This window comes from Streptomyces sp. NPDC043861, assembly GCF_056435905.1.
Map to the genome: position 1 here is coordinate 67417 of NZ_JBWKDP010000002.1, position 22500 is coordinate 89916.

The window sequence follows — 22500 nt, forward strand, 5'->3', positions numbered from 1 at the left end:
GGACGCTCGACACGGTACGGGACCGCGTCGCCGTCCGCCCTCCCCCGGGAGCCGTACCGGAGGGCCGCTACACGGGCTCGAGGCCGGGGTGGCCCGCCTCGGTGACGAAGGACGCGGCCGTGGTGACGGGCGCGCCCGGGGTCGTGACGGCGGAGACGGTCCGGAAGTCGGCGCGCGCCTGCCGGGTGGTGAGCGTGACCGTCACATAGCCGCGGCGGCCGTTGCAGAACTTCAGGTGCGGATTGGCCCGGGTCAGGTTGTCCCAGTTCGCGGGCTTGTCGGCACCGTCCTTGCCGCTGCTGATGGAAGTCGCGACGAATTCGGTGCCGACGGTGCGGGACGCCGGATCGTCGAAGTCCTGCTTCAGGTCGAAGGCATGGCCGACATGGACGTCGCCGGTCAGGACGACAAGGTTGTCAATGCCCGCGGCCCGGGCGCCGTCGAGGATCCGCGCGCGGGATGCGGGGTAGCCGTCCCAGGCGTCCATGGAGAGCTTGAAGTCGGGGCGCGGGACGTCGCGCCGCCGGGCGAAGGTGACCTGCTGCGGGACGACGTTCCAGAGGGCGTACGACGTCCGCCAGCCGTCGAGCAGCCAGCGCTCCTGCGTCTCGCCGGTCATGGTGCGCGCCGGGTCCTCGGACTCCGGTCCCGGCGTCTGCCAGCCGTCGCCGTAGGCCTGGTCGGAGCGGTACTGACGGGTGTCGAGTACGTCGAACTGGGCGAGCCGGCCGAAGCGGAGGCGGCGGTAGAGGCGCATGTCCGGGCCCGCGGGCTGCTGGGGCCGGCGCAGCGGCTGGTTCTCCCAGTACGCGCGGTACGCGGCGGCGCGGCGGAGCAGGAATTCCTCCGGCGGGACATCGTTCTCGGGGATGTCGTCGGCGTAGTTGTTCTCGGTCTCGTGGTCGTCCCAGGTGACGACGAACGGGTGCGCCGCATGTGCAGCGGCCAGGTCGGGGTCGCTGCGGTAGAGCGCGTAGCGCAGCCGGTAGTCCTCGAGGGTGACGGTCTCGCGGTTGAAGTGTGCGGGCAGGCGCCGGTCGGTGTAGTTGCGGGCACCGCCGACGGCGTTGACCGCGTACTCGTAGAGGTAGTCGCCCAGGTGGAGGACGGCGTCGAGGTCCTCGTCGGCGAGGTGCCGGTACGCGGTGAAGTAGCCGTCGTGGTAGGCCTGGCAGGAGACGGCGGCGAGCTTCAGCTCGGAGACCGGTGCACCGGGGAGGGGCGCGGTGCGGGTGCGGCCGGTGGGGCTGATCCAGCTGCCTGCGCGGAAGCGGTAGTAGTAGGCACGTCCCGGGGCGAGGCCGGTGACGTCCACATGGACGCTGTGGTCGAACTCGTGGTGGGCGGTGACCTGTCCACGTCTGGCGATGCGGGCGAAGCGGTCGTCGTGGGCCACTTCCCACTTCACCGGGACACGGGCGTCGGGCAGTCCGCCGCCGGGCTCGTACGGGCGGGGCGCGAGCCGGGTCCACAGCAGTGCGGAGCCGGGCATCGGGTCCCCGGACGCGACGCCGAGGGTGAACGGATCCTGGTCGAGCTTGCCGGCGTCGAGCTCGGCCGCGCTCGCGGCACCGGTGGCCGGGAGGCCGGAGGCGAACGCGAGGGCGGCGGCGGCTCCCCCGACGGTGAGGAAACGGCGGCGGCCCACCTGACGGGCTGCCGCACGGAGTTCTGCCGAATACAGGCTTACGGGTGCCATGTGCCCCTCCCCTTACGGCTGTTGTCAGTCGTATTGGAGCCGGGGGCGAAGTCCCTGGGTTGTCGGGTGCACAACATCCGCGTGTCGGAAGGATGAGAACCCCGGTGGCGTACCTGCCGTACGCTGCGGGCCCATGGAGCCAGAGCGTAGAAGTGCCGTGGTCACGGGCGCGGGTTCGGGAATCGGCCGCAGTGTTGCGCTGACCCTGGCGGGCGCGGGCTGGTCGGTCGCACTGGCCGGGCGGCGGGCGGACGCGCTGGAGGAGACGGCGGCGATCGCCGTGTCGCGGGCGGGCGGGACGGACGCCCTGTGCGTCCCCACCGACGTCACCTCACCGGATGCCGTCACCTCCCTCTTCGCCGCCGCCCGCGAGCGCTTCGGCCGGGTGGACCTGCTGTTCAACAACGCGGGCACCTTCGGCCCGGGGGCCGTACCCGTCGAGGACCTCTCCTACGAGGCGTGGCGGTCGGTCGTGGACGTCAACCTGACCGGGTCGTTCCTGTGCGCCCAGGCCGCCTTCCGCACGATGAAGGAGCAGGACCCGCAGGGCGGCCGCATCATCAACAACGGGTCCGTCTCGGCCCATGTGCCCCGCCCGATGTCGGTCGCCTACACGGCGACCAAGCACGCCATGACCGGTCTGACGAAGTCCCTCTCCCTGGACGGGCGCCCCTACCGGATCGCCTGCGGCCAGATCGACATCGGCAACGCGGAGACCGAGATGACGACCCGTATGCGGACGGGCACCCTCCAGGCCGACGGACACCTGGCGGTGGAGCCTGTGATGGACGCGGCGGACGTGGCGCGGACCGTGCTCCACATGGCGGAGCTGCCCCTGGAGGCGAACGTGCAGTTCGCGACGGTGATGGCGACGACGATGCCGTACATCGGCCGGGGCTGACCCCGCCCCGTGGCGGACACCTCCCCGGTCCGGAGGGGGGTGTGCCACGCCGGACGGGACGCCCGGGAACAGGTGCGGCGGATCTGGCGTTAACCGAGGCATGACAAGCAATCACGGCCGGCCAGAAGTTCTCCGTTACACGGCATTCTCCGGCGACCCCGAGGGCGGCAACCCCGCCGGTGTCGTACTCGACGCCACCGGGCTGGACGACGGCGACATGCTGGGGATCGCCGCCGAGTTGGGGTACTCGGAGTCCGCCTTCCTGACCGCACCGCCGGAGGGGCTCGGCGGCGAGGACGGCCGGGCCTACACCATCCGCTACTTCAGCCCCAAGGCCGAGGTGCCCTTCTGCGGGCATGCCACCGTCGCCACCGCCGTCGCCCTCGCCGAGCGCATCGGGCCGGGTGAGCTGGTGTTCGCGACCCCGGCCGGAACCGTGCCCGTGTCGGTGACCGAGGAGAACGGTGCGCTGCTGGCTACGCTGACCAGCGTCGAGCCGCATGTCGAGGACGTCGCGGGCGAGGACCTCGCCGAAGCGCTCGCCGCCCTCGACTGGCCGGCCTCCGACCTCGACCCGGCGCTGCCGCCCCGTATCGCCTTCGCCGGCGCCCGCCATCTCGTCGTCGCAGCGGCGTCCCGGGCCCGCCTCGCGGATCTCGCCTACGACTTCGCCCGCCTCGAAGCCCTGATGCACCGTCTGGACCTGACCACCGTGCAGCTGGTGTGGCGGGAGTCGGCCACCGTGTTCCACGTCCGCGACCCGTTCCCCGTCGGCGGTGTGGTCGAGGACCCGGCGACGGGCGCGGCGGCCGCCGCGTTCGGCGCCTACGCGCGCGAGCTCGGCCTGGTCCCCGAGGACACCGTCCTCACCCTCCACCAGGGCGAGGACCTCGGCCGTCCGGGCCGCCTCACCGTGACCCTGCGCGCGGGCGACGCCCGCGTCCGGGTCGGCGGTGCCGGAGCACGCATCGCCTGACGCGCCGGCCGGCCCCGGCTTCCGTGGCCCCGAGCCACGGGCGGGGCCGGCTGCCGGGGCCGGATCACGGCGACGGGATGGCCGTCGAAGCTCACCGCTTGTGCAGACAGCGCGGGGCCACGCCTCGGGCCGTCCGGAGTCCGCGGTCCGCGGCCGGGACGACGGTCTGCGCAACCGCAGCTCGGCCGCACCGCGGTCCACGCCGACGGCGGCCCGGTGGAGACGGTCACCACACCAGCGCCAGACGGTCACCACACCGGCGCCACCGGCCGCGACGACGTCGCTTCTCCCTTGCCACGTGTCCACCCGCCGGACAGCGGACCGCGGACCGACGGACCACGGTCCGCACGGAGCGGCGCGGGGGCGGGTGCCGCCCGGCCTCCCGGCCGCGCCCGCCGCCCCGGTTCGCGGACCGCACGGCACCTCCCGTGTCCCGGCGGACTATGCCTGCCTGGTGTCGAAGCGCGCGATCTTCCCGTTCTCCACGGTGAACCGCCAGCTCGTGCGCATCTCGCCCCAGGTCTCGTTGCGGTACCGGGCGACGAGCGAGCGCCCGTCGTCCGACTGCGACTCGACCTCCATGTGCCCGCGCGAGGAGAAGATCTCCTTGTCGGTCCATTCGGCGAGATCACGTTCCGAGCCCTCGTCGGACATGGTCGCGTCCGGTGTCAGCACGGCCATGAAGGCGTCGCGGTCACCGGAGTTGAGCGCCTCGACGAAGGCGCGTACCGCCGGGTCGTCGAGCCGGTCCACGGGGATGGTCATCATTGCTCCTCTGGTGCGCCGGTACGGATACGGACACCGGCGCGGCACGAATGGGCCGATATGTGTCCACCCGTACACCCGGGAACGCTCCGCCCGGCGGACCTTGACCCGCCCGTGGCGCGTCAGCTCTCGGCGGGCGCCACCTTCGCGAGCCAGGCAGCCGCCTCCTGTGCGTCGAGCACCTTCTCGAGCACGAGGTCCCCGTGCATCCCGGGGAAGAATCGCCCGGCAGGCCATCCACGCTGGTACGGCGGCGGGTCGAGGACGAGGAGCCGGACACCGTCGACGGCCTCGATGTCGGACGGGGTGCCCTCGTTCCAGATCCATCCGCCGTCCGCACCGACCAGGTTGAACGCACCGGTCGTCGGCACCTGTCCCGCTGCGTCCCGGCACACGGCGATCTCCTCCGCCGAAGGTGCGTCACCGGGCACATGCCCACCGCCGATGAGCGCACCCGCGAGAAGGGTGTGCAGCTGGAAGTTGTCGCCGATACCGGTCGCGCGCATCGCGTAGCCGGTACCGGTCGCACGGTGCAGCACGACCAACGGCTCGTCGTCCAGGACGCGCAGCGCATACGCCAGACACTTGAACTCGTGGCCGGACTCCTCGGCGACCCGGTCCACGAGCGCGAGCAGTTCCTCCTTGCCCTCGAAGTGGCGGCGTACGTCCTTCGCGTTGAGCACGGCGAGGCCCGCCATCTCCCACTGCGGCAGGGTGAACCAGCCGATGGCGGACTCGAGCCCGGTCCGCTCGACGAGTTCGTCCGTCAGCTCCTCGTCGGATTCGGGCAGCTCCCCGCCCCCGGTCTCCGCCCAGCGGGCGCAGAAGTTCTCCGCCGCCGCAAAGGCCTCGCGCGCTCCGGCGAGAATTCCGGGGGCGCACACAACGGCATCGGCGCCCCGCTCGACACAGGCTCCGGCGATCACCGCGGTGATCGCCCGCGGCCCGTGCGGAACTTCCGCGAGCAGCGCGGACAGCCGTGGTCCCGCCTCCCGGAACTCGGCGTCACCGGCACTGCCGAAGGTCTCGTGGAGTTGCGCGAACGCCCGCTCCGACCCCTCGACGTCCCGTGCGCCCACGGCGCCCTCGAAGTCACCCACGGCGTCCAGGAACGCCATTCGTCCGAATGTCATTCGCGCACCCTACCGGCGCGGCAGACTCCCGGGATGAACGAGATCTGGAACACCGTCGACCGCCTCCATGCCTGGCTGGACGCGGCGGCCGACCGCCCGCCCGAGCAGGAGACGCTTCTGCGCGTGCTGAAGCTCTCCGAGGAGGTCGGTGAGGTCGCGCAGGCCGTCATCGGCGCCACGGGGCAGAACCCGCGCAAAGGCACCACGCACACCTGGCAGGACGTGGAGTCCGAGCTGTGCGATGTGATCGTCACGGCGATGGTGGCGCTGCGCACCCTGAATCCCGGTGCTCCTCGGGTGCTCGAGGATCATCTGCGCACCCTGGCCGCAAGGGCGTTGTAGCCGGCCGGACGACTCAGGCCCCTCGGGAGGCGGTCGGGCGTCAGGTGCTCGGGCGTCAGGTGCTCGGGCGCCGGGCGCTCCGGCGTCAGCTGTCGTCGGGCGTCAGGTGCTCGGGCGCCGGGCGCTCCGGCGTCAGCTGTCGTCGGGCGTCAGATAGGAGTGGAAGACCCCGTCGGGGTCGTACCGCGCCCTGAGGGCCCCGAGCCGCTGCCAGTCGCCCGCCGTGAACGACCGCTCCGCACGGGTCGGCGCGGCGGTGAGGTCGGCCTCGGCGATGTAGTGCCCGGTCCCGAGCGGCTCCACGGCGCTCATGGCCTCGCGCAGCCAGCGGACGTTGACGTCGTCCGCCGCGGGGTCGTCCCAGATGGCGTAGGGGACGACATAGCTTCCGCCGAGGACCGAGAACGCCATGTCACGCAGCAGCCCGGGGTTGTCCGACGCGGGCGAGACCGGTGCCAGGACCAGGGACTTGTCGGAGGGGGCACGCGCGAAGACCCGGCCCAGCCTGGACAGCAGCGTTCCGAACTCGGCGTCCGACCACAGGGTGTCGGCCGCACAGCGGCCATCTGCGGGCCAGACACCGGCGGATGCCTCGTAGAGTGCATCGAACGTCGTCGGCTCGTCCGTCTGCCGGAAGAGGGCTCGGCCGGCGAGGGGACGGGGACAGCCGTGGAGCGGCCGGAGGATCCGCTGCGCCTGCTCGGCCGAGTCCGCGAAGGCGGTTGCGCCGACGATGATCACCTTCGGCAGCGGCCTTTCGGCCGTCATGGACGGGGCGGCGGTGGCGAGTACGAGGGTCAGCTCCACGTTCGGCTCGAGCCCGCGTGCGGTCCCGGTGGCCCAGTGCGACACCTCTTCGACGTCCACGAGAGGGAAGGCGTACGTCGTCGACAGAATCGCTCCGGGAAGCCGGTGCAGACGAAGACCGAAGCCCGTGACGACCGCGAAGAAGCCCGGCCCCGCTCCACGCGCCGCCCAGAACAGGCCGGGGTTCTCGTCCTCGCTGCACCGGAGCACTTCGCCGTCCGCCGTCACCGCTTCGATCTCATGAACGCTGTGGCAGGCCGGCCCCAAGGCGCCGGAGTTCCACCCGAGACCACCGCTCAGGAGATACCCACCGACTGCGACCGAGCGGCAGTGGCCCGCAGGGAAGGAGAGCCCTCGCGCGGTGAGCTCCGGTACGAGTTCCGAGCCGGTGACCGCGGGCTGCACGGTCGCCGTCGCGGAAGCGGCGTCGATGTGACGGCTCCGGAGCCGTGAGAGGTCGAGCAGCATCCCGTCGGAGCGGACGCACGACCCGAACCAGTTGTGGCCGCCCGACCGAACGGCGATGCGCAGACCGCGGGAGCGAGCGAGGTGGATGGCTGCCGGGACATGCCCATCGGAGGCCGCCCGGACGATCATCTCCGGGTACCGGCCGGGTTTGAGCCCGTTCCACACCATGCCTGCCCGGACCGCTTCGTATGCGGCGTCGCCCCGCTGGACGAGCACCTTCTCGATCCCCCCGACCTGCGGCTGTTCACGCATCGCGGCCTCCAGGACTTGCACAGGATGTGAACGCGCTCGAAGCTGAGATGGTGGAACGAGGGTGAGGTTCCGGCCGTCCCGGGACCGCACAGGCTCACGGGCCCGTGGGCCCAGGGCCTCTCGTTCGGATCTTGCCGGGCTCGCGTGCCCCGGCACGCACGCTCGCCGCGTTGTCGTCCGTCGCCCACGCTCCGCGTGGGCTCCCTCCTCCGCCTTGCGATCGCAGGCACCGGACCCCGCTCAGCGATCCAGCCCGATCCAAACGAAAGACCCTAGCCGGTGGTCAGGCCGAACACGGTGATGATCACCAAACAGCACACGGCCACGATCACGGCCCCCAGCGCATGGTCACGGACGGTGCGCGCCCGGCCGGGCAGCAGCCAGAAGGCGAAGATCCGGTTCACCAGTGGCATCAGCAGCCAGGTCAGGGCGCAGACACTCAGCACGTTGCTGATGAACAGAGCCGCATATCCCGGCATCCCCAGGTCGCCGAACCAGTCACCGACCGTCAGGTTCAGGATCATCACCGTGGGATAGAGGGCCAGGACCACCGACATGGCCTGTTTCCAGTTCGGCGGAATCCCTTCGCCGGCGCCCTCACCAAAGCGGAACCAGCCGCTGAATGCCGACCCGATCTTGCTCACCTCGTACGAACGGAAGTAGGCGCTGCCCTCCTCCAGAAGTTTCTCGCGGGTATCGGATTCGAGCCAGGAGTCGAGATGTTCACGGGTGTCGAAGCGGAAGGCGACCACCCAGTGGTCCTGGACCCCCTCCACAGGCTTGAACATTTCCGATCCCATGAAACCGGGATACTTCTCCTGCGCTTTCAGGACCTTGTCCTCCCAGCGCATGAAATCCCGCTCCCGGCCCGGCAGGAGGTCGTGCGAGATGACCGCCGTGACGACGTCCTCGGCCGGCGTCCCACCGCTGAGGACCTCCTGTGTCGGGGTTCCGTCGAACAACGGCCGTCCCTCGTCGAGGAGTCGCCGCCTGTCGCTCGAGTCCAGCCAAGCGGTCAACTGGGCGACACCGGCGAAGCGGAACACCACGACCCATTCGTTGTCGCCCTCGGAGGCCGGCGGATACAGCTCCGTGCCCTGAAAACCGTCGAATCCACGCACGACCTGATTGGTCTTCTCCTGCCAGCGCTTGTAGTCGTCGTCCCGTCCCGCGCGGATCCTCTGGGACGTCACGACCGTGGCACTGCCAAGGGAATCCCGGATTGCACGGGTGCTCATACGGAGTAGTCTAGATCTAAAGGGAGTTGTCGGACAAATGGGGAAGAATGGGGGCGGCAAAGCGTGGGGGAAAGGGTTCCGGTCGTTGAGCGGGAGGATGTCGGAGATGGAACACAGCGAGTTCATGGCCGAGGCATGCCGTCTGGCGACGGAGTCCGTGGAGAAGGGCTGGGGCGGACCGTTCGGCGCAGTGATCACCAGTGACGGTGAGATCATCGCTCGCGGGCAGAATCGCGTCCTTCTCACGGCCGATCCCACCGCGCACGGCGAAGTGGAGGCCATCCGCAAGGCCGTTCAGCTGATCAACCCCGAAGCGCCCAGCATCTCGGAGGAGCACCAGAACGAGTCCACTCTCGAGTTGGTGCCACGGCCCGAGGGCTCCCCCGACGTCGTACCCGAGCGCGCTCGCATGCTGAAGGGGTGCTCTATCTACACCAGCGGGGCTCCCTGCCCGATGTGCATGAGCGCCATCTACTGGTCCCGGATAGACACGGTCTACTACAGCTGCGACTGGAAGGCCACCCAGGAGATCGGCTTCGACGACGCCTTCCAGTACGAGGACTTCTCCAAGCCACCGGACCAGAGGAGCATCACGCTCGAACAGTTCCTCCCCGAACTGGGCGCGTCGTCCTACGCGGCATGGTCGAACAAGGGGAACAGGCACCCGTACTGACACGGTGAAGCCTGCTTCGAAGCGGGCGGGCGGGTCGGCTCCACGACCGCCCGCCCGCTCGCGTGCAAGCGCCCCGAGCCCCTGGGAGCCGGAGTCCCCGTTCCCGCGGCCGGATCTGGTCGCCGCTGCCGGTGATTCATGTGAACCGCCTTGCTTTCTCGGGGTGTTCCTGCCCCAATGACAAACGTCACCGACTGCCCTCCGGCCCGACGGGGGTCCGGCCCCGAAGAGACACGGACGCCCCCGAGTACCCCCACCCGGCAATCCGTGAGCCGGCGGCGCCCGTCGACGACGTCTTCCCGTGACCCCCACACGAAGGCGGGACCCATGAAGCACGGCAAGCTCGGCATCGGCACGGTCCTCCTGGGCGCACTGGCAGCGGGCACGCTCGCCGCCGCGCCGGCTGCGAGCGCGGTGGATCCGACGACGGCAACGTTGTCGTTCGACTGCGGTTCGTTCGGCTCGGGCGAGGCGACCCTCACGGCCACCCAGGACGGCACGGCCGCGACGATCAGCCTCTCCACCTCGGCCATCACCTCGCCGTTCCCCCTCGCCGCGAACTCCGTCACCTCCACCCTCACCCTGACCAGGAACGGCTCCGACACGACATCGTTCACCGGCAGCGCCAACCCCGCGATCCCGGCGGGCGGCGCGGTCTCCAGCGGGCCGCTCGACGGCACGGTCGCCGCCGGTGACAGCCTCGAGGCGAAGTCCCTCACGGTCGTGGTCTTCGGCATCACCGCGACCTGCAATGCGACCTCCCCGCAGAACCCGGGGCCGTTCGTCTTCTGACAACGGCACCTGTCGCCCCGGGGCCGACCGCCCCGGGGCGACAGGCCGCGGACTTCCCGGCCTAGTATGGATTGACTGGGTACGACCGCATATGCCGTCAGGCAGAGGGAGGACCCGTGACTGCTCAGGCCCCCATGACGCCGAGGCAATCCCGTACGGCCCGCGGCCCCGGGAGCGGGGCGAGCTCCCCCCGGTACCTGCCGATCTCCGAGCACGGTTTGATCGGGGACCTGCGCAGTGCCGCGCTGGTCGGGACGGACGGCACGATCGACTGGTACTGCTGCGGCCGGTTCGACGCGCCCAGCATCTTCGCCTCGATCCTGGACGCCGAGAAGGGGGGCTCCTTCGAGCTCGCCCCGGACGTACCGACACGGACGAAGCAGTTCTACTTCCCCGACACCAATGTGCTCATCACCCGCTTCTTCGCGGAGGACGGGGTCGGCGAGGTCCAGGACTTCATGCCGATCACCGACGACTCGCACGAGGCCGGCCGGCACCGGCTGATCCGCCGGGTGATCTGTGTCCGGGGATCGCTGGTGTTCCGCGCCTGCGTGGCACCCCGCTTCGAGTACGCGTCCCGCCCCCACACCGTGCGTGTCGAGCAGGGCTGCGCGGTCTTCGAGCCGTCCGGCTCACCCGCCCACAGCCTCGCGCTCACGTCCAGCGTGGCGGTCGAGAGCGACGGCCAGGACGTGTGGTCCCTGTTCAAACTGCGCGAGGGGGACACGGCCGTGTTCGCGCTCGATCGGATCGGGGACGGGGTGACGCCGCGGGCCTGCCCCCTCGCCGAGGCGGAGGAGCTGTTCGAGGCCACGGTGCGGTACTGGCGGCGATGGCTGTCCAAGTCGCGGTACCGCGGACGCTGGCGCGAGATGGTGCACCGCTCGGCGCTGACGCTCAAGCTGCTCACCTACGCTCCGACCGGCGCCATCGTGGCGGCTCCGACGACGAGTCTGCCGGAGCAGATCGGCGGCGAGCGGAACTGGGACTACCGGTACGTCTGGATCCGTGACGCGGCGTTCTGCGTCTACGCGATGCTCCGGCTGGGCTTCACCGACGAGGCCCGGGCCTTCATGCGGTTCCTGACCGATCACGTCTGCATCGGATGCAACGCCACGGGACCGCTGCAGATCATGTACGGCATCGACGGCCGCCGCGAACTGCCCGAGCAGGAGCTGCCCCACCTCGAGGGCTATCTGGGCTCGGCCCCCGTACGTGTCGGCAACAGCGCCGTCGACCAGCTTCAGCTGGACATCTACGGCGCGCTCATCGACTCGATCTACCTCTACGACAAGTGGGGAGAACCGATCTCGAGCGAGCACTGGGACACCGTCTGCGATCTGGTCGACTGGGTGTGCGAGCACTGGGACCAGCCCGACGAGGGCGTCTGGGAGACCCGCGGCGGGCGCAAGAACTTCCTCTACTCCCGGCTGATGTGCTGGGTGGCCATCGAGCGGGCGATGAGGGTCGCACGGCGCCGGGGCCTGCCCGCCGACCTGGGGCGCTGGGGCCGGGAGCGGGACACGATCTACCGGCAGATCATGCGGCGCGGCTGGTCGGCCGACCGCAAGGCGTTCGTCCAGCACGAGGGCGGCGACGTCCTGGACGCATCGATCCTGATGATGCCGCTGGCCAAGTTCATCTCCCCGACCGACCCCAAGTGGCTCTCCACGCTGGACGCGCTGGGCGAGGAACTGGTCTCCGACTCCCTGGTCTACCGCTACGACCCACAGGCCAGCCCGGACGGACTGCGCGGTGAGGAGGGCACGTTCTCGATCTGCTCGTTCTGGTACGTCGAGGCGCTCACCCGGGCCGGCCGCCCGGACGAGGCCCGGCTGGCGTTCGAGAAGATGCTCACCTACGCCAATCACCTCGGCCTCTACGCCGAGGAGATCGGCCGCACGGGCGAGCAGAACGGGAACTTCCCCCAGGCGTTCACGCACCTCGCCCTGATCAGTGCGGCCTTCAACCTGGACAAGGCGCTGGGCTGACGGCCGAGCGAACCGGCCCGGGCGACCTCGCCACGAGTCCCGGCCGCCCGACGAGGAGGCGGGGCCCACGGTGGGGCCTGCAGGCCGTCGCAGTGGTCCCGGGCGTGCAGGGAACGGTCGGCCCCCGACGCGCTCGTACGTACTCCGTCCCAACCGCCCTTGCCGGTGGACGTTCCGGGGATGGCCGCGTGCGCCACTGGGCAGGTCTGCGCACGCGTCGCCTCTCGAGCGGACGGCCCACGGCCCGCGGGGGGCGGTCCGGAGAGACACAAAAGGGTGAGCACACCACTCGCTCCGCCACAAAGCGCCCCGGCCGGGCAAGCACGTGCCTGAGCTCGCCGTCGCCACGAGGCATGGCTGCCTTCTTTGCCGCGCGGTCCCGTTCGAACCGGTGCGGGCCGGGGTCCAGCGCGACCTGCCCATACCCGGCGAAGGGCTTCTGACCGGTGTTCTTACTGGTCAGAAGCCCTGAAGGGCAGACGAGTCGGGCTGTACGCCGGGTTCTGCCCCGCTCAGGGAGCGATCACGCTCTGACCTGCACGTTTATGGGCACCCGGCAGCTGGTTTCGCCCTCTGGGACTTCTCAGGGACTTTCGGCCGAGTCCGTGAACCACGCCTCGATGGCCGACAGTCCCCGCGCGCTGGCCTGTGGCATGAAGTGCGTGTATGTCCGGAGCGTGAACGCCGGGTCGGAGTGCCCTAGCCACTTCGCGAGCGAGCCGTATCCGGCCCCGGGACCAGTGAGGACAACGCGGCAAAGCTGTGTGACGGGCCGGTGGCCCCGGTGGGTTCGCCGGTGGACGTGCGGTTGGTGCCGACCTGGTCATCGTCTCCCGCGTGATCTCCAGCCGGGACACCATCGCTGCCTCCCCGCCCCGAACCTGGACACGACGATCCGGCAAACGATCCGCAGCAGCAGCAACCCACCACGCCGACCTCACTCAGGAAGGGCCACACCTCGCGAGGGACGTGGTCACCGACACCTCCAGCGCCGAACTGACCACTGTGGACGCGCAACGGTGTTGTCGAGCAGACCCGCGAGCACGGCTGTTGTCGCCGCTTTGGTGTTCCGGGGAAGTCGACCGCGACCGAGAGGGCGCAGGCAAAGCAGAACGCCCGGTTGGAGTTTCCCAGCCAGGTGTTCTGCCCTATTTCCTGTCCATGGGCAGTGGATCACCATGTCACGGCGGCGTGTATCCGCCGCACACCGCAGAGCCAGCGGCTACGACTGCCCCGAGGGTGCGTCGGCAGCGTAGACCTGGCGGATGAAGCGTCGTTGCCACGGTACTTCCACCGCACGGGGGTGGTAATTCCGCCTCACCCATTTGACCGCTTCCTTGGGATCCATGCCCTCGAAGACGCAGAGTGCCGAGAGCCCCGTACCAGTCCGGCCGATGCCGCCTCCGCAACAGATCTCCACGCGTTCGTCCGCGGCCCGGTCGTAGGCGACGCGAAGTTTGCGCATCGCGTCCATCGGGTCGGCGGGAAGCCAGAAGTCGCGCCAGGGAATCCACAGGGACTCCCACGGCGGCTTGGGCGGCTCGTGGTCCGTCAAGTGCACGGCTAACGTGGGGGTTTGCCCCTCCGGCAGGTCGTACCTGAGTCCGCGTCCGCGAATCGTCCGTCCCGAGGGGAGGGTAACTACCTTAGGGGCGTCGGCGTTCCACATTTCGGTCATGATGAATTCCGTTTCGATCGATTTCGCAAGATCGAGGTGTCTGCCATGGCGATCATACCCAGCGGGATCTGGGGAAGGGTCTGTTGAGCATGGAGGACCAATGCGAAGGCTAGACCCTCGGCCTGCCCGAGGACGCCCGCTGTAGCGCCCAGCACGGCCGCCTCGAAGGTACCCAGCTGGCCCGGCAAGGTCGGCAAGATGTTGGAGACCTCGATGGACAGCAGTACAACCACCAGGACGGCCACCGACAGCGGTAGGTCCAGAGCCTTCGCGACGGCCACCGCAGCCAGGAAGTCCAGTGCCCGGGTGGCGACCGCGGCCGCCCCCACCTCCGCGAAGACGCGCGGACGCCGCACCGGCCCGAGTGCCGTGCGCGCGTCGAACACGACTTTGCGCAGTCGGCCCTCCCGGGCGGGGGCGGAGGGAGTGCGCGCGACCCTCACGATCAGTACGGTCTCCACCGTCAGCACGGCCACATACAACCAGGCGACGGCCACCGCCCAGCCCGGCACATCGCTCCCCGGCCACCAGACGAACACCAGGAAGGGCACGAGGCCCAGGCTGGAGAAGTACTTGCGGACCAGCATGAGCGTGACGGTCACCGTCCGGGCTATCCCCTCGCGCAGCAGATAGCCGATCCGGACGAACTCACCCACCCCCTCCGGGCTGACGGCCGCCGCTGCCTGGACGGCGAACTCGATCCGCACCAGAAGGGGAAACCGGATCCGAGGCTCGGTGAACATCGCGTTCCAGCCCATGGCCCGGGTCGCCTGCGAGGCCACATTGGCCAGCGCCGCCAAGACCAGCCAGCGCCAGTCGGCGACCTTCAGCGCCGCCCACAGATGACCCAGGTCCAGACCCCATAAGGTGACCACCAAGCTGACGCCGACCGCCACGAACAACAGCGCCCTGATCACCCGGTCGCGCGTGCTGTGATCCTTCGGCGGGGACTGGGTCGGGGTCACGGCTCGCTCCGCAACCGCACAGTGCCTGCATCGCCGTCCACGGTCACCATGTCCCCGGTTTCGATCTGCGAGGTCGCGGTCCTCACTCCCATCACTGCCGGGATGCCGTACTCGCGCGCCACCACCGAGCCGTGGGACAGCGCGCCCCCGACGTCGGCCACCACGGCCCCGGCCCGGGTCAGCAGCGGCGCCCATGCCGGAGTCACCTGGCGGACGACGAGGACCTCGCCCGACTCCAGTGCGTCCGCGTCCGCGACCTCGTGGATCACCCGAGCACGGCCCGTGTAGCTCCCCGGGCTGACCGCTGATCCGCTCAGCCCGTCGCCCTTGTCGTTCCCCCGCTCGGTCCCGAACAGCGCCAAGGAGGTGATGTCGGACCCGAAGAGCATGATCCGCGCGTCGGCGGGGACCACATCGGGCGGATCGAGCCGCCGTTGCCACTGGCGTCGCAGTCGGCGCTCACGCACCAGGTCGCGCCACTGCGCGTCGCCCGCACCGGCGCTCACCCAGCCGCTCAGCTCCTTCCCGGTCAGGTAGAACACGTCTTCGTCGTCGTCGAGCAGGTCGGCGAGGACCAGCCGGCGGCCGAGTTCGAGATAGCCGGACCGCATGAACGGCCAGCCGAGCGTGAAGTAGTGCAGGGCCTCGTCCCGTACGCCGCTCCAGTGGTTCGCCCACCGGTGCACCCCGCGCCGCAGCCGGCCCAGGGGACCGCGTCCGAGCCGGAGTGCCGGGACGCCGCCAGGGTCCGATGCCGGTGCCGGGGAGCTGGGTTCGCCGCTGTTGCGCCGGTCGGCGATCACCGAGCGAAGCATCGAAGGATCGTCGACCGCGGTGGGTTCGGCCGGGTCAAGGCTGTACACCAGGTGGCCGAAGCGTCGCAGGTACTCCTGCAGCAGTTGTTCCTCATCCTCCAAAGGTGCCTCGGCGACCCGGTCCAGGGCACGGTCGGCCTGGTGGGCGAGCCGGTCGTTGCCCACGAGGAGAGATCCGGGCGTGAGCCCGGCCGTGCGCCGGCCGCCGCGCGCCAAGACCGCCCCCAGCAGCCACTCGGTGGTGTTCCAGTGCCATGCGAGGCCGCCGATCACCGCCCAGTAGCGGGCGCTCAGGTCCTCGACTGCCCGGATCCGGCGCAGCACTTCGGCAGACGTCAGGTCCTCGAGAGGCGCGTCCCGCGCACGCTCCAGGCCCGCCTGGAGCGCGGGCAGTATGTCGTCCCGCCAGCGCCGCTCCACTGGTGAGAGGTGGAAGGCAAGCCAGCGCGCGGTGAGTCGCAGGGTGCGCAGCGGATGTTCGGAGAGGGGGAAGTCGAAGCGCAGATAGGCGAACCCGTTCACGGTGCCGTGCATGGGCTCCGGGATGAGCGGGCTGCGCGCGCGCAGTCTGCGTGGACCTCCCCAGTTCGTCGCCCACCGGTTGATGAGCGAGGGGAACAGCGTCGTGGCAAAGAGCGGGGAGAGCGGATCGGACAGCCACGAGTCGCAGATACTCATCCGGGCCCACCGCGCCCCGGGCACCTCGCTCGCCCAGTCGCCGAACTGCGTCGGCTGCGGGACGGCTGCGGTGATCGGGCGAGCCTGCAGCAGGTGCAGCCCGGTGTCGTCCAGCGCCCACTCGATGTCCTGCGGTCCACCCAGCGCCCGTTCCACGGCCAGAGCTGTACGCACCAGGGAACGGAGAGGTCCCTCGCTTCCGTCCGTCTCGCCCATCTGTTCCCCGAACACGGTGCTGAACACGGGCGCGTGCGGTTCCTTTCGGGAGAACGCCGCCCGGTTCGGCTCCACGGTCCCGTCCACGAGCTGATCGCCGAGCCCCTCGACCGCCTCCACGAGCACCAGATGGTCGTCGTTCGCGACAGGGGCCTCCGCGGTGAACACCACCCCGGCCCATTCGGGGGCCACCATCGCCTGGACCACGACAGCCATCGCCGGGGCCTGCTCGGCAAGACCGAGCCGGCCCCGGTAGACCTGGGAGGCGATGGAGTGCCGGGACCGCTGGCAGCGGCCGACGGCGGCCAGCAGCTCGTCGAAGGTGCGGGCGCCGAGCACGCTCTCGTACTGGCCGGCGGCACTGCCCGCCACACCGTCCTCGTTGGTGGCCGACGACCGCACGGCGACGCCGTGCGGGGAGGGCAGGGCCTCCCAGCACGCCCTCACCTGGGCGACCGCGTCGTCGCGCAGCCCCGACCCGCCGGTGTTCTCCCCACCTTCCTCCAGGCCTGCCGTGGAGGTGAAGACATCCACCGGGAGACAGAACCCCGGAGGCACGGGAAATCCCGCCGCTATCAGTCGTCCCAGCCCCTTGGCCTTGCCCCCGACCCGTTCGACGGGCAGGTCTGCGGCCTCGGCCAGGCTCACGACACCCTCAGCCATGCTCTGGAACCTCCACCCACTGCTGATAGAAACGTCGAAATCGCCGCACAGCCTCGTCACCGGGCACGTAGATGCCGTGCCGGTCCCCCGGCAGCAAGGTGTCGAAGATCGGGAGGTCCTGGCGGGCGGCCACCTGCACCTCTGCGCGGTGGACGAGTGCGCGCAGCCACCCCAGGGCCCCCGCCCCGTCGGGGTCGACGACAGCATTGATGTGCTGAATGCTGTGGTGCTCCCCGATCGGGGTGACGGCCAGGATCATCCGGTACAGGCGTCGGCCGTCCGCGTAGTACTCGATCTCCTGGCAGCTTGCCCAGCCGCGCATCCGCAGGGTGAACTCGCCCGCGTTGAGCCCGAACACATTCGATACGGTGCCCAGCACGCCCCGGTAGGCGGGCCAGGTCAGGGTCGCGTCGCAGCGGGGTTCCGGTTTGTCGTCCTGCGCCCCGTCACCGGCCGTTCCCTCGCGCGGGTCCTGGAACGCGATCCGGGCCTCCCCGGTCACCGTCAGCCCGTGCAAGGCCACCAAGTGGTCGGGATCGTAGGTGTTCTCCAGGATCCGCCGGGTGGTGGCCCGGGTCGGGTCGGCCAGCCGGAACCTCCGGATGCCGGGAATCTGCCGCGATTCGAGGTCCGGGAGATCCGGCGGTTCGTAACGGGGCGCCCCGCTGCCGTACCACGCCCACACGTACCCCGAGCATTCGCGGGTGGGCAGCGCGGTGACGGTGGCCCGCGCCGGAGGGCGCCCCCCCGGCACGAAGACACATGCCCCTGACTCGTCGAACCGCCAGCGGTGGAAGGGGCATTCGAGCGTGCCGTCGACCACCTTGCCGCCGTGCAGGGCGGCCCCCGCGTGCGGGCAGATCGCGCTCTGTACGTGGGCACGGCCGTCGTTGCTGCGCCAGCCCACGTAGGAGTCGCCGAAGAGGGTGATCCGGCGCGGCCGCCGCTTCAACTCCTCGGAGGGCAGGGCGACGTACCAGCCCGAGGCGAGGTTGGTGACCGGCCTTGCCGACGCCGCGATCCGATCGGACGTACTGTGCCTCATCGCGCCTCCTCCCGAACACTCCGCAGGAGCTTGCGCGCCGCCCTCGGACGGTCTCTCACTTGTCCCCCCGTCCCGTCCAACGGCGATGAAACTGGCGGAATCGCAGCACTCCCTCGTCATCGGCGGTGTTGATCGAACCGTCGGTTTCCTCGGCATCCCGGTAGATACGCAGATCCGCCCGGGTCCCCCACCAGTGCTGGAGCCGGTATCCCCAGAAGACGGGGGAAGAGCCGAGCAGACCACCGGCCCGCGGCACGACGGTCCAGCCGTGCATCGTGGTCCGCCCCTGCGCCACCGGTGTCACGGCGAGCAGTTCGTGTGCCACCGGGCGGTCGTTCAGCTCGAAGGTCAGCACCTGGTAGGAGGGCGTCGAACGCAGGTGCAGGCAGAGTCGGCCCAGACCGCCCGGCCGCCGGTCCAGCGGAGCCGGCAGGGTGATCGCGTCCGTCGTGATGCGCGCCGCGATCGTGTGCGGGTCCTCCTTGGTGTCCCAGGTGAGCCGCAGACCGTCGACCAGCCCGTGCACCACCGGGAAGTGGGGTACGTCGAATCCGTTCTCCAGCACCCGGCGTGCCGGTGCGGGGGTGTCGAAGGTGAACCGGTAGCGCCGGTGGGCCGGTGAGTGCTTGTCCAGGTGGGGGAAGTGCGGCGGCGGGTACTCCGGGTCCGCCGAGCCCACCCATGTCCAGACGTAGCCGAGCCCTTCCCAGGAGGGATGGACCCGGGCAGAGGCCCCCCGCGGCACCCTCCGGGTGGCGGGGGCGGCCACGCAAGTCCCCTCGCCGTCGAACCGCCAGTGGTGGAACGTGCACCGCAGCTCACCGTTCACCACCCGGCCCAACTCCAGAGCGGCCCCCTGATGGGGACAGAAGCGGTCCATCACTACGGCTGCGCCGTCTCCCGCGCGCCAGAGCACCACCTCCCGCCCGGCCACCACGGCGGCCTTGGGCCGCCGCCCGACGTGGCTGGAACGCCCGGCCACATACCAACCGCGCGCCAGATCGCGGGGCGGTTCGAGATCGCGGGGTGGTCGCCCCCGTACCGGCGCGAGACTCATCGGCCGACCCTTCCGTCTCCCGCGGCGCGGTCGACCCATGACTGGTAGTAGCGACGGAACCGGAGCAGCCCGTTGTCATAGCGCACGTACACGGTGGGCTGGGCGTTGCGGGTGGAGTCGTAGACGGGTACGTCCTGGAAGGTGCCGGCGCGGTTCTGGACCCAGAACAGGACGTAGTTGAAGAGGGTGCGGTACCAGCGGCCGGTGCGGCGCACCCCCGCCCAGCCGACCTGGCGGGTGACCCGGTCGCCCTCGGGGACGATGCCCATGATCACCTTGTAGATCTCGGTGCCGTCCACGTACGCCGTGAAGCGCTGGCCGCCCGGCCACCCGTCGACCAGTAGCTGCATGTGGCGGCCCATCGCGAAGGTGGAGACGACACCGGTCAACCAGCCCAGCGGCGAGCGGCGCAGCGGCGGCCGCCACGGTCGGCCGGAGAACCAGACGCCGAACCAGGCGTCGTCCCGCGTCAGCGGCGGGCCGTTGTCCGCGGCCTCGGACTGTTTGGCCAGCACGCGGAACTCCACCCCGTCCAGAGCCAGTCCGTGCAGGGCGCTGAAGTGCTGGTGGTCGACCGCGTTCTCCAGCAGTTGGCGTATCGTCCCGGTGGTCGCGTCGTCGTAGTGGAAGCCGAAGTAGCGACGGGGCCTGTCGGTCAGTGCCGGGAACTCCGGGAGCTCGAAGAGGGGTTCGGCGGTGCCGTACCAGACCCAGACGAAGCCGTATGCCTCGCGGGTGGGGTAGGACCGGGTCCGGGCCGTCGTCGGGATGCGTGAGAGACCGGGGATGGCGGAGCAGACCCCGTTCTCGTCGAACCGCCAGTGGTGGAAGGGGCAGCGCAATTCGCCTTTGACGACGTCGCCCAGGCCCAGGTTGGCACCCTGGTGCGGGCAGTGCGCGGCCACGCAGCGTGCCGCTCCCTTCCGGTCGCGCCACAGCACGACCTCGCGTCCGAACAACCGCATCCGGTGCGGCCCCTTGCCCAGACGGGAGCTCTTGATCGCGGCATACCAGGACGCGGCGATGTTCGCCCCGGCGGGATTCGGCGGAGCGGCCGAGGCGGGGACGGTCCGCAGCTCTTCCTGGGAGCCCTCTGCGCCGATCATGCCGCCGCCCGGCCGTGAACCACCTGCGCGGCCCAGCGAAGCATCGCCGCGCGCTCGCCGAACCCGTCGAGCTCCGCCACTGCCTGCGTGATCAGTCCGCGCACCCGCTCGCGGGCCTGCTCCACTCCCACCAGCCGGGGATACGTCCACTTGCCCGCGGCCCGGTCCTGGCCGACCTCCTTGCCGAATTCTTCGAAACTCGATGTCTCGTCGAGAATGTCGTCGACGATCTGATAAGCGAGTCCGAGGTTTCGCGCATACGTGGTGAGGTGGGCTATGTCAGCCTTCGACGCCCCTCCCAGAATCGCCCCGGTGACCACGGACGCCTCGATGAGCGCGCCGGTCTTCTTGATGTGCATCTCCTCCACGGTCAACGGGTCGACATCGTCACGACCCTGGGAGTGGAGGTCGATCGCCTGTCCGCCGGACAGCCCGGAGGGGCCGACCACCTCGATCAGTTTGGCCATGACGCTCAGCAGTCTGTCCGAATGCAGTGAGTCGGAGTTCTGGAGTATGAACTCCAGTGCATAGGCGAGCAGCGCATCGCCCGCCAAGAGCGCCATGCCCTCACCGAACACCCGGTGGTTGGAAGGGCTGCCGCGGCGGAAGTCGTCGTCGTCCATGGCCGGCAGGTCGTCATGGATGAGCGAAGCTGTATGCAGCATTTCCAGACCGCAGGCGGTGGGAAGCGCAACCGAGACGTCGGTGTCGAATATCTGGTAGGCCAACAGGCACAGAGTCGGCCGGATGCGCTTTCCATCGGCCAGCAGCGAGTAGGCCATGGCCTCGCGGAGTCGAGGCGGCTCCACCGAGTCGACGGAGGAGCGCAGTTTTTCGTTGACCTGGCGACGGAATTCTTCCATCGGTGCCGGAAATTCTGCTTCTGCTTGGGTGTTATCAATCGCGAAAGACACGAATGCTCACTCTCCCCATGAATGCGCCGACGGGCCATCGAGTGATCAGAGGACGGTGATGGCGCCGCTTCACGGCGATGAAATAGAGACTGACGGCGCAGATTCCAGGGCCCATCGCATTCATCCGGGCTGCGGAAGTGCTGCGTTCGGCTCGCCGGGGTCCTCCGTGCAGAGATTGCGGAGATGACGACGGAGGGACCGCAGTGCGACAGCGGATCCGCTCAGATCGTCAGTACACGCGCGCTCGCGCCGGGCGTCGTCGTGGACAGTGGACTGCCGGCCACGCTCATGCGCTTCAGCCAGCGGTCCGTACCGTCGAACCGCGGTAGGAACGCCCGGCGGCCGTGCACGGCGCGGTAGTTGTCCACGATCAGCACGTCGCCCTGGTCGACCACCACGTCCTGCTGGGCGCGAGTGAGCTCGTCGACAATCGCGGCCAGCGCCTCGGCGGCCTCGCCGTCGTCGGCCACTGCGGTTGTGTACGGTGCGTCGATCCGCAGACAGGGGGACTCGGGGTCACCGAAGAGGAGCGCAGCCGGCTCCGGGTTCTCGTACATCTCGCGCGCACGCCTGAGCATGTCGCTGTCCGGGGCGATCCTGGCCAGTTGACGCAGGTGCTCCAGGTCTGGCCGGATGAGGAAGCGGCGCTCGCGGAGCACGGACCGGTGGTGCTCGGTCAGCCGCACGTCGTTGACCGTGCCGAGCGTGGTCGGCACCCGGTCGGGGTTCCTGATGCCCAGGAGCGCCAGGTAGCGGCATCTGTCCGGGTGGAAGCCGTCCTCGGTGTGCCACTCCAGAGCGACTGAACCATGGCCGCTCTGCTCCTCTCGGTCGCTCTCGACCGGGACGAGGTTCTGCACCATCCGACCGCGCTGGATGGTCGGCCAGGCGAAGACCTCGCCCAGACTGGCAGCCAGCAGGGCCAGCTGCGCCTCCTCCAGCGCCTGGCGTCCGCAGTCGAGGGCTTCCTGCCAGGAGAGTGGTGTGGGCCCGCACCGGTCAGGGTCGACGCGCACCTCTGAGATTCGCAGTGCACACAGCGAGGAAGAGTCCTTGAACTCATTCAGTACCGAGCGAATCGACTCCGGTATTCGATGAATGTGTTCTTCCAGGCCTTCATAGAAAAAGTGCCTTGCGGGAGTCCCCTGGGCGGTCAGAGCTGTCTGAGCCGCCGCACACAAACCATCGGCCTCTTCAGTCGATAGAACGTACCCTAAAACAGACGGAGAGTGTTCTGATGCGACGTCCATTGCGATTCCCCCGTGGTCGGTTGGACATGAATCTCTGCGTGTCAAGCCTTCCGAGTGAGACTGGACGGTGTGGATC

19 protein-coding genes are annotated in these 22500 nt (G+C 69.8%); 6 read left to right on the forward strand and 13 right to left on the reverse strand.

Going from position 1 to position 22500, the window contains the following annotated elements; genetic code table 11:
* Window positions 1-67 precede the first annotated feature (67 nt).
* Window positions 68-1699, reverse strand: a complete 1632-nt coding sequence (locus AC068D_RS04530; protein ID WP_478821462.1) for an alkaline phosphatase D family protein — start codon at window positions 1697-1699, stop codon at window positions 68-70.
* A 133-nt stretch (window positions 1700-1832) separates the two neighbouring features.
* Between AC068D_RS04530 and AC068D_RS04535 the strand changes: the two genes are divergently transcribed.
* Window positions 1833-2600 carry an SDR family oxidoreductase gene (locus tag AC068D_RS04535; protein WP_478821463.1) on the forward strand — a complete coding sequence of 256 codons (768 nt, stop codon included), beginning with the start codon at window positions 1833-1835 and terminating at the stop codon, window positions 2598-2600.
* Between the two features lie 100 nt (window positions 2601-2700).
* Window positions 2701-3576 carry a PhzF family phenazine biosynthesis protein gene (locus AC068D_RS04540; RefSeq protein WP_478821464.1) on the forward strand — a complete coding sequence of 292 codons (876 nt, stop codon included), beginning with the start codon at window positions 2701-2703 and terminating at the stop codon, window positions 3574-3576.
* 441 nt (window positions 3577-4017) lie between these two features.
* On the opposite strand, the gene AC068D_RS04545 is transcribed toward AC068D_RS04540, so the two are convergent.
* Both AC068D_RS04545 and AC068D_RS04550 read right to left on the reverse strand, forming a co-directional pair.
* The gene (locus tag AC068D_RS04545; protein WP_478821465.1) at window positions 4018-4341 is read right to left on the reverse strand and encodes a nuclear transport factor 2 family protein; all 324 of its coding nucleotides are present in this window, start codon (window positions 4339-4341) and stop codon (window positions 4018-4020) included.
* Window positions 4342-4463: 122 nt separating this feature from the next.
* Complete coding sequence (locus tag AC068D_RS04550; RefSeq protein WP_478821466.1) at window positions 4464-5474, reverse strand: hypothetical protein; 1011 nt, start codon at window positions 5472-5474, stop codon at window positions 4464-4466.
* 33 nt (window positions 5475-5507) lie between these two features.
* On the opposite strand from AC068D_RS04550, the gene AC068D_RS04555 reads away from it, so the two are divergent.
* Window positions 5508-5816, forward strand: a complete 309-nt coding sequence (locus AC068D_RS04555) for a MazG-like family protein (RefSeq protein WP_478821467.1) — start codon at window positions 5508-5510, stop codon at window positions 5814-5816.
* Between the two features lie 132 nt (window positions 5817-5948).
* Here the strand turns inward: AC068D_RS04555 and AC068D_RS04560 are convergent, their stop codons facing one another.
* The gene (locus AC068D_RS04560) at window positions 5949-7343 is read right to left on the reverse strand and encodes an FAD-binding oxidoreductase (protein WP_478821468.1); all 1395 of its coding nucleotides are present in this window, start codon (window positions 7341-7343) and stop codon (window positions 5949-5951) included.
* 272 nt (window positions 7344-7615) lie between these two features.
* Window positions 7616-8581 carry an antibiotic biosynthesis monooxygenase gene (locus AC068D_RS04565; protein WP_478821469.1) on the reverse strand — a complete coding sequence of 322 codons (966 nt, stop codon included), beginning with the start codon at window positions 8579-8581 and terminating at the stop codon, window positions 7616-7618.
* Window positions 8582-8687: 106 nt separating this feature from the next.
* On the opposite strand from AC068D_RS04565, the gene AC068D_RS04570 reads away from it, so the two are divergent.
* The 3 genes from AC068D_RS04570 (at window position 8688) to AC068D_RS04580 (ending at window position 12037) form a co-directional block, all read left to right on the forward strand.
* The gene (locus tag AC068D_RS04570) at window positions 8688-9254 is read left to right on the forward strand and encodes a nucleoside deaminase (RefSeq protein ID WP_478821470.1); all 567 of its coding nucleotides are present in this window, start codon (window positions 8688-8690) and stop codon (window positions 9252-9254) included.
* 327 nt (window positions 9255-9581) lie between these two features.
* Window positions 9582-10046: a hypothetical protein gene (locus AC068D_RS04575; protein ID WP_478821471.1), complete on the forward strand. Its 465-nt coding sequence runs from the start codon at window positions 9582-9584 to the stop codon at window positions 10044-10046.
* A 134-nt stretch (window positions 10047-10180) separates the two neighbouring features.
* The gene (locus AC068D_RS04580; protein WP_478822011.1) at window positions 10181-12037 is read left to right on the forward strand and encodes a glycoside hydrolase family 15 protein; all 1857 of its coding nucleotides are present in this window, start codon (window positions 10181-10183) and stop codon (window positions 12035-12037) included.
* A gap of 1222 nt (window positions 12038-13259) precedes the next feature.
* On the opposite strand, the gene AC068D_RS04585 is transcribed toward AC068D_RS04580, so the two are convergent.
* The 8 genes from AC068D_RS04585 to AC068D_RS04620 form a co-directional block, all read right to left on the reverse strand.
* Window positions 13260-13715: a protein-tyrosine phosphatase family protein gene (locus AC068D_RS04585; protein ID WP_478821472.1), complete on the reverse strand. Its 456-nt coding sequence runs from the start codon at window positions 13713-13715 to the stop codon at window positions 13260-13262.
* Window positions 13712-14680, reverse strand: coding sequence for a lysylphosphatidylglycerol synthase transmembrane domain-containing protein (locus AC068D_RS04590; protein ID WP_478821473.1), 969 nt, complete (start codon window positions 14678-14680; stop codon window positions 13712-13714). Before AC068D_RS04590 ends, AC068D_RS04585 begins: the two co-directional genes overlap by 4 nt.
* Complete coding sequence (locus tag AC068D_RS04595; RefSeq protein WP_478821474.1) at window positions 14677-17052, reverse strand: PEP/pyruvate-binding domain-containing protein; 2376 nt, start codon at window positions 17050-17052, stop codon at window positions 14677-14679. The genes AC068D_RS04590 and AC068D_RS04595 overlap by 4 nt, the downstream gene beginning before the upstream one ends.
* Entirely contained in the window at window positions 17045-18097 is a 1053-nt protein-coding gene (locus AC068D_RS04600) for a Rieske 2Fe-2S domain-containing protein (RefSeq protein WP_478821475.1), read from the reverse strand. Before AC068D_RS04600 ends, AC068D_RS04595 begins: the two co-directional genes overlap by 8 nt.
* 55 nt (window positions 18098-18152) lie before the next feature.
* Window positions 18153-19154: a Rieske 2Fe-2S domain-containing protein gene (locus AC068D_RS04605; RefSeq protein ID WP_478821476.1), complete on the reverse strand. Its 1002-nt coding sequence runs from the start codon at window positions 19152-19154 to the stop codon at window positions 18153-18155.
* Window positions 19151-20260 (reverse strand): Rieske 2Fe-2S domain-containing protein, encoded by a 1110-nt coding sequence (locus AC068D_RS04610; protein WP_478821477.1) that lies wholly within the window; start codon window positions 20258-20260, stop codon window positions 19151-19153. Before AC068D_RS04610 ends, AC068D_RS04605 begins: the two co-directional genes overlap by 4 nt.
* A complete protein-coding gene (locus AC068D_RS04615; RefSeq protein ID WP_478821478.1) occupies window positions 20257-21174 on the reverse strand; it encodes a polyprenyl synthetase family protein in 918 nt (305 codons plus the stop codon). Before AC068D_RS04615 ends, AC068D_RS04610 begins: the two co-directional genes overlap by 4 nt.
* A 221-nt stretch (window positions 21175-21395) precedes the next feature.
* Window positions 21396-22190, reverse strand: coding sequence for a TauD/TfdA family dioxygenase (locus tag AC068D_RS04620; RefSeq protein ID WP_478821479.1), 795 nt, complete (start codon window positions 22188-22190; stop codon window positions 21396-21398).
* Between the last annotated feature and the right edge of the window lie 310 nt (window positions 22191-22500).